The sequence below is a fragment of the Streptomyces sp. NPDC040622 genome (assembly GCF_055593965.1).
This window is the reverse complement of sequence record NZ_JBVIXD010000006.1, coordinates 285,421-297,668: the sequence shown is the minus strand read 5'-3', so window position 1 is coordinate 297,668 and position 12,248 is coordinate 285,421. Positions and strand designations below refer to the sequence as shown.

Here is a 12,248-nt window from a genome sequence, read left to right as displayed (position 1 = left end):
GACGTGCGGCTCCGCCGGGGCGTAGACGTGCGGCCCTGCCAGGGCGTGGACGTGCGGCTCCGCCGGAGCGTGGACGTGCGGCCCTGCCGGAGCGTGCCGTGCGGCTCCGCCGGAGCGTGGACGTGCCCCGAGGAAGAAGCCGAACCAGCCTTTCTCGCTCTCCCCCCTCCGCTCCTCGGCCACCGCGCCCCGGGCCCCGGGCCGAGGTGCCGCCGGTCGGCTCCGCGCGGCCGGGACGGATCGGGTGCGTGGCGCGGCTGAGCCTGCCCGGGGCGGTGATGACGTGTTTTCGCTTCCCTGACGGTACGTCAGTTCAGCGCACCGGCTGCCCGATGCGCAAGGGGCGCACTGCCCGCCCCGCCCGTCCGCCCCGCACGGCGTGATCAATTCGCAACCGGTTTCGGACTTGTCCGTCACCCATCAAGTAATCGCGCGGTTACTCTCCAGTCATGGCCGACTCCAACCCTCCGCTTACGCTCCGGCAGGACCACCCCGTGTACGTCATCGGGGGCGGACCCGGCGGGCTCGCCGCCGCGGCGGCCCTGCGCGCACGCGGCGTCCGCGCGGTCGTCCTGGAGAAGTCCGAACGCGTCGGCGCCTCCTGGCGCGGCCACTACGACCGCCTCCACCTCCACACGACCCGCCGCCTCTCCGCCCTGCCCGGACTGTCCATACCCCGGTCCTTCGGGCGCTGGGTGTCGCGCGACAACGTCGTCCGCTACCTGGAGAAGTACACCGAACACCACCAGCTCGACGTCGTCACCGGCGTCGAGGTGACCGGCCTCGAGCGCGCCGCCGACGGGAGCGGCTGGCTGCTGCGCGCCACCGGCGGGCGGGAGCTCACGGGCAGCGCGGTGGTGGTCGCCACCGGCTACAACCACACGCCCCACCTGCCGGACTGGCCCGGCCGCGACGCCTACACCGGCGAACTCCTGCACGCCCGCCACTACCGCAACCCCCTGCCCTACGCGGGCAAGGACGTCCTCGTCGTCGGCGTCGGCAACACCGGCGCCGAGATCGCCGTCGACCTCATCGAGGGCGGCGCCGCCCGGGTCCGCCTCGCGGTACGCACCGCCCCGCACATCGTGCGCCGCTCCACGGCGGGCTGGCCCGCCCAGCGCACCGGCATCCTGTGCCGACGGCTTCCGGCCCCCCTGGTCGACCGTCTCGCGGGGCCCGTGGCGAAGATCAGCGTTCCCGACCTCGCGGCCAAGGGTCTGCCACGCCCGGACACCGGCCTGTACTCGCGGGCCAGGCAGGGTGCGATCCCGGTGCAGGACGTCGGCCTGATCGACGCCGTACGCAAGGGCCGGGTCGAACCGGTCGCCACCGTGGAGTCGTTCGAGGACAACAAGGTCGTCCTCGCCGACGGCACCCGGATCGGCCCGGACGTCGTCATCGCCGCGACCGGCTACCGGCGCGCCCTCGAAGGCCTCATCGGCGACTTCGGCATCCTCGACGCGCGCGGGCGCCCGACCGTCCACGGCCGCCGCACCCCGAAGCAGGCGCCCGGCCTGTACTTCACCGGCTTCACAAACCCGATCAGCGGGATGTTCCGCGAGATGGCCCTGGACGCGGAGAAGATCGCCAAGGCCATAGCGAAGTCCGCGCACACCTCCCGAACCACCTGACCCCACCCCGCCCGCCCGGACCACCGGGCCGCGGGGCCGCAGGGCCGCGGGGCCGCAGGGCCGCGGGGCCGCAGGGCCGCAGGGCCGCGGGGCCGCCGGACCGCCAGGCCACCGGACCGCCAGGCCACCGGACCGCAGGCCGCCGGACCGCCAGACAGCCGGACCGCCAGCCACCGGGCCACCGGAGCAACGGAGCACCAAGCCACCGGATCACCGAACCCCCAGGCAGCCGGGCCAGCTCGCCGCCTCACCGCTCAGCAACACCCTCAACAACCGATTCACCCGCCCCCCTCCAACCCCTCCACCCCCGCCGCCCCCTCCACCCCACCCGTCCGAATCGCGACCTTGGCACCGTCCGGATTCTGCGCTTCCGTGGAGGGGAGCGGCCTCGCGCGACCCGTGCGTCCGCCCTCACCCCGCCCGCCGCGCCCTTTCCGCGTGCAGGCTTTGCCTGCAGCCCCATTCCTGACACAGCGTCAGTTCAGTAATCTGACTATGCGTCAGTTAATGCTGTCACACAGGAGCGGGCGGACCGATGCTTGGATCGACTCACGGCACCTTCACCACCGACCCCCGCCGCGCGCATGTTGTGGCCTGCGGCGAACTCCCTCCTCGCGCCGTCCACGGCAGGGCCGTCACGGCGGACGACCTGGACGTCAGCGGTAGGCCGCTGTACGCCGACGTACCCGACCTCGACCGATTCTTCCGCCCCGCCTCCGTCGCCGTCGTGGGCGCGTCGGACGCCGAGGGGCGGCCCAACACCGGCATCACCCGCCAGCTCATCGGCTGGGCCGAGCGGGTCGGCGCGCGCCTGTACCCCGTACACCCCACGCGTCCGTCCGTCTTCGACATCCCCTGCTTCCCGTCCGTCGCCGACCTGCCCGAACAGGTCCATCTTGCCGTGCTGTTGGTCGGCGACCCGCTCCCCGTCATCGAGCAGCTCGCCGAGGAGAAGGTGCGGTTCGCCGTCGCCTTCGCCTCCGGGTTCGCCGAGACCGGCGAGGCGGGAGCGGCCGCGCAGGACCGGCTCGCCGACGCCGTGCGGCGCTCGGGCCTGCGGCTGCTGGGGCCGAACACCAACCTCAACGCCTTCGAGAAGTTCCGCGACGACCTCGAAGGTCCCGCCATCGCACTGATCACCCAGTCCGGCCACCAGGGCCGCCCCGTCTTCACCATGCAGGAGCTCGGCGTACGCCTCTCCCACTGGGCGCCCACCGGCAACGAGGCCGACCTGGAGACCTCCGACTTCATCTCCTACTTCGCCGAGCGGCCCGAGGTCGGCGCCATCGCCTGCTACGTCGAGGGGCTCAAGGACGGCCGCGCCTTCCTGCTCGCAGCCGACCGGGCCGCCCGGCGCGGTGTGCCCGTCGTCGCCGTGAAGGTCGGCCGCACCGAGACCGGCGCCCGCATGGCCGCCTCACACACCGGCAAACTGACCGGCGCCGACACGGTGGTGGACGCGGCGATGCGGCAGTTCGGCGTGATCCGCGTGGACGGACTCGACGAACTCCAGGACACCTCCGCCCTGTTGGCGCGGGCCCGCAAGCCGCAGGCCGACGGCGTCGTCGTCTATTCGATCTCGGGCGGCACGGGCGCGCACTTCTCGGACCTGGCGACCGAGGCGGGGCTCTCGCTGCCCACGCTCTCCGACGCCAAGCAGGCGGAGCTGCACGAGTGGATACCCGCGTACCTGAACGTCGCCAACCCCGTCGACAACGGCGGGCACCCCGTCGGTGACTGGCGCGGCAGGAAGATCATCGACGCGATTCTCGACGACCCGCAGGTGGGGGTGCTGATCTGTCCGATCACCGGCCCCTTCCCGCCGATGAGCGACAAGCTCGCACAGGACCTGGTGGACGCGGCGGAGCAGACGGACAAGCTGGTGTGCGTGGTGTGGGGGTCGCCGGTCGGCACCGAGGACGCCTACCGCACGACGCTCCTCGGCTCCTCGCGTGTCGCCACCTTCCGCACGTTCGCCAACTGCATCACGGCGGTGCGCGCCTATCTGGACCACCACCGCTTCACGGCCGGCTACCGCTCCCCCTTCGACGAGGCGCCGCGCACCCCGTCCCCCTCCTTCCGCAAGGCGCAGGCCCTGATGCGGCCCGGCCAGCAGCTCAGCGAGCACGCGGCGAAGCAGCTGCTGCGCGCGTACGGGATCCGGGTGCCGCGGGAGCAGCTGGTGACCAGCGCGGCGGCGGCCGTGCGGGCGGCCGGGCTCGTCGGCTACCCCGTGGTCATGAAGGCGTCGGGCCACCAGCTCGCGCACAAGACCGAACTGGGCCTGGTGAAGGTCGGACTGACCTCGGCGAGCCAGGTGCGGGACGCCTATCGGGAACTCACGGACATCGCCCGCTACGAGGGCATCGCGCTGGACGGCATCCTGGTCTGCCAGATGGTCGAGCGGGGCGTCGAGATGGTCGTCGGCGTCACCCAGGACCCGCTGTTCGGGCCGACCGTGACGGTCGGACTCGGCGGCGTGCTCGTCGAAGTCCTCCGGGACGCGGCCGTGCGGGTGCCGCCCTTCGGGGAGGACCAGGCGCAGGCGATGCTGTCCGAACTGCGCGGGGCCGCCCTGCTCGACGGGGTCAGGGGCGCACCGCCCGCCGACGTCGACGCTCTGGTCGAGGTCGTGCTGCGGGTGCAGCGCATGGCGCTCGAACTCGGGGACGACCTGTCCGAGTTGGACATCAATCCCCTGATGGTGCTGCCCCGGGGACAGGGAGCGGTCGCACTCGACGCGTTCGCCGTCTGCCAGTAAGCCTCCCCGGACCCAGACCCAGACCCAGACCCGGACCCGTACCCAAGGCCGTGCCCACGCCCACGCCCCGGCCCGCCCCCCGACCCACACCCATGCCCACACCCACGGCACCACCCCCACCTGCACCCGATCCCGCCCCCGCGCCCGCGCCCGCCCTCGTACGAAACGGAGCCACTCCCCCATGACAGCCTCAGCCTCCCCCGAGCATCAGGACCCCCTCGACTCATTGATACGGCACACCACTGACAACGCCGTCTCATGGATCACGCTCAACCGGCCGGAAGCCATGAACGCCGTCACCTGGGACCAGCGCGAACGCGTCATCGCGCTGCTCGGCGAGGCCTCCGCCGACCCCGACGTCCGGGCCGTCGTGATCACCGCGACCGGCAAGGGGTTCTGCGCCGGGGCCGACCTGCGCGGGGCGCCCGCCACGGGCGAGCGGGTGCCCGGCGACGTCGCCCGCACGATCCGCCGGGGCGCACAGCGGCTCGTCGCCGCGGTCCTCGACTGCGAGAAGCCGGTGATCGCCGCGGTGAACGGCACGGCTGCCGGGATCGGCGCGCACCTGGCGTTCGCCTGCGACCTGGTCGTCGCGGCCGAACCGGCCAGGTTCATCGAGGTGTTCGTGCGGCGCGGCCTCGTGCCGGACGGCGGCGGCGCGTATCTGCTGCCCCGGCTGATCGGACCGCAGCGGGCCAAGGAGCTGATGTTCTTCGGTGACTCCGTCTCCGCCGCCGACGCCGAACGGATGGGCCTCGTCAACCGCGTCGTACCGGCCGACGAGCTGGAGAAGACGGCACGCGCATGGGCGGAGCGGCTCGCGGCGGGGCCGACGCGGGCCCTCGCGCTGACCAAGCAACTGGTCAACGCGTCCCTGGAGTCGGACCGCGCGACGGCCTTCGCGGCCGAGGCCGCGGCCCAGGAGATCAACATGACCACGGCGGACGCGAACGAGGGCGTGGCGAGCTTCGTCGAGCGCCGCTCACCTTCGTACCGGGGCCGCTGACTTCCGGCCTCGGCCCCCTCCGGCCCCCTCCGGCCTCCTCCGGGCCCCTCCCCTCAGTCCGCCCTGCGCAGGATCTCGATCTCAGGGTCGTCCGGGTCCCCGACGGTCACGAAGAGTTCGAGGTCGTCCTCCGTCCCCCCGATGATCCACGTCCGGTGCGCCCCGCACCCCACCCGGCCCCCGTCATCCGCGTCGCCGTCTCCCGCCGCGGCCCCGTCGACCACCACAGCGGGCCGGTCCAAGGCGGCGTCGACACCGACCGTCCACGTCCCCACGAACCGCGACCCGGCCCCACGCCCGCTTCCACCCCCACAACCACCCACCTCGGCACGGCCGTCCTCCAGCAGCCGCAGCTCCACGCTGCCGTGCCAGACCCCGACCAGCTGCCGGGCGGACGGCTCCGGCGGCTCGTACTCGTCGAGGAGCCCGGCCAGCGTGGCCAGGACGGCCCCCGCGAGGACGACCACGCACAGGCCGACGGAGACGAGCCCGGAGAGGATCCAGACCTTGCGCAGCGGCCTGCCGAGGCGTTGCTCGCGCCGACGGCAGTACGCGACGCTCAGCACGGGGATCACTCCGCTCGCCGCGATCCACAGCGCGGGCCCGGGGAACGAGGCTCCGAGCGCCGCGAAGAACGCCGCCCACGCGGCACCGGCCGGCAGCAGGCAGCCGAGCGACCAAGCCCACTCCGGGCCGCGCCCCACGCGTGCGGCGGACCAGCGGCCGAGCCAGCAGGCCGGGAGCGTGAGCACGGAGGAGTGCACCAGGCCGAGGAGCGGCAGCAGCACCGGCGCGAAGACGATCGCGCAGGCCAGGCCGATGGCGGGGCCGCCGCCTGAGCCACGGCTGTCGTCGTCGAGTGTGAGCAGGAATGCGAGCACCCCGGCCACCGGCAACTGTGCCGCGCAGGCCGCCGAGGCAGCCCGCACACTGACTTCGTCCCAGGTCAGCCGCGTATTCCCCCACTTCATGGGGTTGAAGATACGCCTGGGGCCGAAGCGTTCCGGCCACACCCTTCACATCTGACGCCCCGTCAGCTTCAATGGGCGATGTGATGGGACACGCAGGGATGGCGGCCACCGTCGTCCGATACCTCAGGTCGGTCGGGGCCAGCACCACCACGGGCCCGGTCGAGGCTCTACCGCGCCCTCAGCTGCGTGCGGTCGGCGACGACGAGCGGGCGCCGCTGGACCGCGAGGAGTTCCGCAGGGTCCTCGGCAACTTCGCGACGGGCGTCACCGTGATCACGGCCCCGCCCGCAGGAGCAGGAGCAGGGGCAGGAGCCGGGACCGGGCCCGACGGCCCCGCGGGCTTCGCCTGCCAGTCCTTCTCGTCGCTCTCCCTGGACCCGCCGCTGGTCTCCTTCATGGTGGCGCGTACGTCGACGACGTGGCCGCGCATCGCGCGCGCGGGCGTCTTCTGCGTGAACGTCCTCGGCGCCGGCCAGGGCGACCTGTGCCGCGGCTTCGCGGTCAGCGGCGCCGACAAGTTCGCCGGGGTGGTGTACGACGCGGCACCGGTCTCCGGCTCGCCTCGGCTGGCGGGCGCGCCCGCCTGGATCGACTGCACGGTCCAGGCCGTGCACACGGGCGGCGACCACCTCATCGTGGTGGGCCGGGTGGACGCCCTCGGCACGTCCGAGGGCGACGCCGACCCGCTCCTGTTCCACCGGGGAAAGTTCGGCCGCCTCACCCGCTGAGGAGAGCGCGCCGCCTCACCCGCCGAGGACCGCGACGGGCGCCGGCTCGCGTCGCCGGATCACCAGGGCCATCAGCGCCGCCGCCGCGCACAGCGCCCCGGAGGCGTACCAGATCACGTCGTACGAGCCGAAGGTGTCCCGCACCACGCCACCGAGGAACGCGACGACGGCGGCGCCCAGTTGGTGCGAGGCCAGCACCCAGCCGAAAACGATCGCGCTGTCGTCGCCGTACTGCTCGCGGCAGAGGGCGAGGGTCGGCGGGACGGTGGCCACCCAGTCCAGGCCGTAGAAGACGATGAAGAAGATCATCGGCGGGTGGACGGCCGGTGCGAGGACGAGCGGCAGGAAGAGCAGCGAGACACCGCGCAGCGCGTAGTAGACGGCGAGCAGGCGCCTGGCGTCGAAGCGGTCCGTGAGCCAGCCCGACGCGATGGTCCCGGCGACGTCGAAGATCCCGATGACGGCGAGCAGTGAGGCGGCGGCCTGGACGGGCATGTGGTGGTCGTGCGTGGCGGCGGGCACGAAGTGGGTCTGGATGAGCCCGTTGGTGGAGGCCCCGCAGATGGCGAAGCTGCCCGCGAGCAGCCAGAAGGGTCCGGTGCGGGCGGCCTTGACGAGCACCGTGACCGCGCGCCGGGCCGCGCCGGGAACGGGCGGGGGCTTCGGCACGAACTCCTTGGACCCGTACGGCTTCAGGCCCACGTCGGCCGGGTGGTCCCGCAGCAGCAGCCAGACGAAGGGGACGACCGCGAGGGCGGCGAGCGCGACGGTCACGGCGGCGGGCCGCCACCGGTACGAGTCGACGATCCAGGAGAGGAGCGGCAGGAAGATCAACTGCCCGGACGCGGACGCGGCGGTGAGGACGCCGGTGACCAGGCCGCGCCGCTCGGTGAACCAGCGGTTGGTGACGGTGGCGGCGAAGGCGAGCGCCATCGAGCCCGAGCCGAGGCCGACGAGCAGGCCCCAGCAGAGCAGCAGCTGCCAGGCGGAGTTCATCCACACGGTCAGGCCGGAGCCGCAGGCGATCACGACGAGGGCGACCGCGACGACCTTGCGGATGCCGAAACGGTCCATGAGGGCGGCGGCGAAGGGCGCGGTCAGGCCGTAGAGGGCGAGGTTGACGGAGACGGCGAGGCCGACGGTGCCGCGCGACCAGCCGAAGTCCTCGTTCAGCGGGTCGAAGAGCAGGCCGGGCAGGGAGCGGAACGCGGCGGCGCCGATGATCGTCACGAACGTGACGGCGGCGACGAACCACGCACGGTGGATACGGGGAGTGCGGCGCCTGGGCGCGCTCGGCGGGGCGCTCCGCGCGGGCGTCTCGGTTGTCTGGGTCACGTCATCCAGCATCGGGAAGCGGTCCGTCCCGAACGAGTGGCCCGAGGGACAGCATTCGCTAGGATCGGGCCATGTCCTTCCGCGCCGCACGAGAGCCCGCACCAGCCACACCCACCACCGCGACTACCGCGCAGGAGCCCGCCCCCGCCCGGCACCGCGTCGTCGTCCTGGCCCTGGACGGCGTGATCCCCTTCGAACTGGGCATCCCCCAGCGGATCTTCAAGGGCGCGCGCACCCCGGAGCTGCGACCGCTGTACGAGGTGGTGACCTGCTCGGTCCGCGCGCCGGGCCCGGTCCGCACCGACGCCGACTTCGCGATCCTCGTCGAACACGGCCCCGAGACGCTGGCCACCGCGGACACGGTCGTGATCCCGGCCTCGTACGAGCTGGGCCCGGTGCACGAGGAGGGCCGCCTCACCGGAGAGCTCGCGGCGGCCCTCGCCCACATCCGACCGGGCACCCGCCTGGTCGCCATCTGCACGGGCGGGTACGTCCTGGCCGCGGCGGGCCTCCTGGACGGCCGCCCCGCGACGACGCACTGGTCGTCGGCCGAGCACTTCCAGCAGCTGTTCCCCCGGGTCGAGGTGGACGCGGACGTGCTGTTCATCGACGACGGCGACATCCTGACGTCGGCGGGCGTGGCCGCGGGCATCGACCTCTGCCTCCACGTCGTACGCAGGGACCACGGCACCGCGATCGCCAACGAGGTGGCCCGCCGCACCGTCGTACCGCCCCACCGCGACGGCGGCCAGGCGCAGTACATCCAGCGCCCGCTGCCCGAACCGCAGTTGGCGACGACGCGTTCCGCGAGGGCCTGGGCGCTCGGCCGGCTCGACCAGCCGTTGCAGCTGCGCGACATGGCGGAGCAGGAGGCGATGTCGGTCCGCACGTTCACCCGCAGGTTCCGTGAGGAGGTCGGGATCAGCCCCGGCCAGTGGCTGACGCAGCAGCGCGTGGAGCGGGCCAGGCACCTCCTGGAGTCGACCGGCCTCTCCGTCGACCAGGTGGCGCGGGACGCGGGCTTCGGCACGGCGCAGTCGATGCGGCAGCACCTACAGGCTGCGCTCGGGGTCACCCCCACCACGTACCGCCGCACGTTCCGCGACGTCACCGCCTGAGCGGGGGGCCGCGCAGTCCCGCGCCGGGGGCCGCACCTCCCCCAGCACACCGATCACGGTCAGCACGACGCCGAGCCCGACGCCCGCGAGCAGCGCGGTCGACGGCGACACGACACTCATCAGCGCTCCGGCGAGCGACCCGCTGGCCGCGTAACCGGCGCCCACGCACGCGTACATCACGGAGTAGCCCGCGGCGAGGGCGCTCGGCGGCAGGATCTCGCGCAACGAGAGGTTCCGGGTGAGCATGGCACCGGCCTGCAGCACCCCGGCGACGGCCAGGACGGCGAACAGCCAGCCCACGCCGGGCAGTACGGCCACGAGGGCCAGGCAGCCGGTGACGCCGAACATCAACACCATGCTCTGGGTACGCAGCCGTCCCGGCCAGGACCGCAGCCCGTAGACGAACGACCCCACGGCCGACCCGACCGCGAGCCCCGCGAGCAGGGGCCCCGCCCAGCCGACCCCCGTGCCCCGCTGTTCGAGCAGTGCGGGCAGCACCAGCTCGGCGAGGGCGAGCATCGACAGGCTGGCCGCGCCCGTCACGAAGACCGGCCAGGCCCGCACGAGGATCCGCGCCATGGACTCACCGCCGCGGTCGTCCGCGTCGGACTCCCACCCCGCGGGCAGCATCCACAGCCCCGCGACCGAGGCCGCCATCAACGCCCCCGTCAGCAGCAGCGGCACATGCGCCGACACTCCCAGCGCGAGGCCCGTCACTGCGGCGGGCGCGATCGCCCAGATGACGAAGGTCAGCATCGACTCGACGGCAAGGGCCTGGGCGACGGCCCGATCCGGCACGAGGCCGGTCAACAGCGCGCGCAGCCCGCCCGGCGCGGCGGCGGGGGCGGCGCCCGCGACGAAGGCGAGGACTCCCAGGACCGCGGTGGGGGCGTCCGGCAGGGCGCCGAGCGCCGTGAACGCGAGCGCGCCCACGGCGAGCCCCGCGGCCAGCTGCGGCCGGGCGCGCTCCGGGCGCATCCGCATGCCGAGCAGGGGGGCGCCGACGATCTCGCCCACGACGTAGACGGCGGCGAGCAGGGCACCCAGGGCGTAGCCGCCGGGCCGCTCGCGGACGAGGAACACGAGGGCGAGGGGGGCGGCGGCGACGGGGAGCCTCGCCCCCACGGCGACGGTACTCCACCGGGCGACCTCCGCGGAGGCGACTTCGCGATAGGTCATGCGCCGACGTTACTGGCCCCTGGCCTTGGGCGGTGTGGGGTGGGTGGGGGGGATTCCGCGTGGGCGGGTGCGGGTCCGTCGTGGCTTGTCGCGCAGTTCCCCGCGCCCCCAAAGACAACCACCCGCCGTTCCACGGGACGGAGCGTGTTCGACTGCGCGGCCGTCATGGCTGATCGCAGTCCCCCGCACCCCCCAAAGACAACCACCCGCCGCTGCACGAGACGGAGCGCATTCGGCTGCGCGGCCGTCGTGGCTGATCGCACAGTTCCCCACCCCCCCCAAGAGCAACCGCCCCCCTCCCCCTCCCCCGGCGGTCGCTCCGGTGTCACGTTTGTTCGTTGGGGGAGGCGGATCCGCGGCGGGGTTCCGTGGGGGCCAGCAGGGCGGCCAGCCGGAGCGTGTCTGCCAGGTAGCGCTCGTAGGGGAAGCCGGCCTTCAGGAGGGCCGCGCGGAGTTCTTCCTCCAGGGGCTTTCCCTCGGCGAGGAAGGTGGCCTGGCCCATCGAGGTGAGGGAGACCAGGCGCCGGCGCCGGTGTGCGGGGTCGACGCTGACCGTCACGTGCCCCTCCGCCTCCAGCGGGCGCAGCGCGCGGCTGATGGCCGGGTCGGACAGGTTCAGCGCCTCGGCGAGCTGGTGCTGAGTGGCGGGCTGGATCTCCTCAAGGGTGCCGAGCAGTCGCAACTGACTTGGAGAGAGACGCTGTTCGGGGCCGGCGCGGCGCCGGGCCGCCTCACCCATCAGCATGACCACGCGGTGCAGAAGCTCTGCCAGTCCTTCATCCATGCGCCCACTCTACCGGACACTTGCGTGGTTAATATTAACCATGCAACACTCGATGCATGGACACTCTCCCGTACGCGGTTCAGACCACGTTCCCGCTCCTCTTCCTCCTCGTGCCCGCCCTCGGGGCGCAGCTGAGCTGCCGCCGCAATCCCGGCAGGCCCTCGGCGGAGATCTGGCAGCGCTGGTGGTCCGTCGGCGCCCTCGGCATCGGAAGCCTGTGGATTACGCTCACGTTCCTCGTGTTCCCGGACGGCATGGCCGACGCCATCGGCTTCGCCCACTCGCCGTTCCAGTTCGAGATCGCCTTCGCCAACCTCGGTTTCGCCCTGCTGGGCTTCCGCGGCGCGTCCGCGTCACCCCGTGAACGCCTCACGAGCGGGCTCGCGGCCGCCGCGTTCCTGTGGGGAGCGACGATCGGACACGTCTACCAGTGGTTCGCCCACGGCGACCACGCCGCAGGAAACACGGGCGGCATCCTGGCCAACGACATCCTCATCCCCGCCGTGATGATCGCCCTGGCAGCACGAGACCTCCGCCGCGAGCGATCCGCCGGCAGCCGCGCCATCGCCCCCGCCATGTGAGCCCCTGACCCCCACCGGCCGGCACCCACCCAACCGGCCGGAGGGGGCGCGGGGGTATGTGCGCACGGAGCACCGAGGAAACAATGGCGTCTTTGTTCGTGCAGCGTGGCGCAGGGATAGCGAGTACGTACATACCCCCGCGACCCCGCCCCAC

Annotated in this window: 10 protein-coding genes; 6 read left to right on the top strand and 4 right to left on the bottom strand. The window is 73.2% G+C overall.

Annotated elements, in window-relative coordinates; genetic code table 11:
- Positions 1 to 449: 449 nt before the first annotated feature.
- The 3 genes from ACZ592_RS19080 to ACZ592_RS19070 all read left to right on the top strand — a co-directional run bounded on the left by ACZ592_RS19080 (position 450) and on the right by ACZ592_RS19070 (position 5,398).
- Entirely contained in the window at positions 450 to 1,631 is a 1,182-nt protein-coding gene (locus tag ACZ592_RS19080) for a flavin-containing monooxygenase (RefSeq protein WP_471582728.1), read from the top strand.
- Between the two features lie 535 nt (positions 1,632 to 2,166).
- Positions 2,167 to 4,392 carry an acetate--CoA ligase family protein gene (locus tag ACZ592_RS19075; protein ID WP_471582727.1) on the top strand — a complete coding sequence of 742 codons (2,226 nt, stop codon included), beginning with the start codon at positions 2,167 to 2,169 and terminating at the stop codon, positions 4,390 to 4,392.
- Between the two features lie 181 nt (positions 4,393 to 4,573).
- Positions 4,574 to 5,398, top strand: a complete 825-nt coding sequence (locus ACZ592_RS19070) for an enoyl-CoA hydratase/isomerase family protein (RefSeq protein ID WP_471582726.1) — start codon at positions 4,574 to 4,576, stop codon at positions 5,396 to 5,398.
- A 53-nt stretch (positions 5,399 to 5,451) separates the two neighbouring features.
- On the opposite strand, the gene ACZ592_RS19065 is transcribed toward ACZ592_RS19070, so the two are convergent.
- On the bottom strand, positions 5,452 to 6,369 hold the full coding sequence (locus ACZ592_RS19065) for a hypothetical protein (protein WP_471582725.1): 918 nt from the start codon (positions 6,367 to 6,369) through the stop codon (positions 5,452 to 5,454).
- A gap of 83 nt (positions 6,370 to 6,452) precedes the next feature.
- On the opposite strand from ACZ592_RS19065, the gene ACZ592_RS19060 reads away from it, so the two are divergent.
- Entirely contained in the window at positions 6,453 to 7,097 is a 645-nt protein-coding gene (locus ACZ592_RS19060) for a flavin reductase family protein (RefSeq protein ID WP_471582724.1), read from the top strand.
- A gap of 15 nt (positions 7,098 to 7,112) precedes the next feature.
- Here ACZ592_RS19060 and ACZ592_RS19055 read toward each other — a convergent pair whose 3' ends face one another.
- The gene (locus ACZ592_RS19055) at positions 7,113 to 8,432 is read right to left on the bottom strand and encodes an MFS transporter (RefSeq protein ID WP_471582723.1); all 1,320 of its coding nucleotides are present in this window, start codon (positions 8,430 to 8,432) and stop codon (positions 7,113 to 7,115) included.
- Between the two features lie 71 nt (positions 8,433 to 8,503).
- Here ACZ592_RS19055 and ACZ592_RS19050 point away from each other — a divergent pair, with 71 nt between their 5' ends.
- Positions 8,504 to 9,550, top strand: coding sequence for a GlxA family transcriptional regulator (locus tag ACZ592_RS19050; protein WP_471582722.1), 1,047 nt, complete (start codon positions 8,504 to 8,506; stop codon positions 9,548 to 9,550).
- Here ACZ592_RS19050 and ACZ592_RS19045 read toward each other — a convergent pair.
- Positions 9,485 to 10,729, bottom strand: a complete 1,245-nt coding sequence (locus tag ACZ592_RS19045) for an MFS transporter (protein ID WP_471582721.1) — start codon at positions 10,727 to 10,729, stop codon at positions 9,485 to 9,487. The genes ACZ592_RS19050 and ACZ592_RS19045 overlap by 66 nt on opposite strands.
- A gap of 325 nt (positions 10,730 to 11,054) precedes the next feature.
- A complete protein-coding gene (locus ACZ592_RS19040; RefSeq protein ID WP_471582720.1) occupies positions 11,055 to 11,513 on the bottom strand; it encodes a MarR family winged helix-turn-helix transcriptional regulator in 459 nt (152 codons plus the stop codon).
- 56 nt (positions 11,514 to 11,569) lie between these two features.
- Between ACZ592_RS19040 and ACZ592_RS19035 the strand changes: the two genes are divergently transcribed.
- Positions 11,570 to 12,094 carry a DUF6790 family protein gene (locus ACZ592_RS19035; protein ID WP_471582719.1) on the top strand — a complete coding sequence of 175 codons (525 nt, stop codon included), beginning with the start codon at positions 11,570 to 11,572 and terminating at the stop codon, positions 12,092 to 12,094.
- Positions 12,095 to 12,248 lie beyond the last annotated feature (154 nt).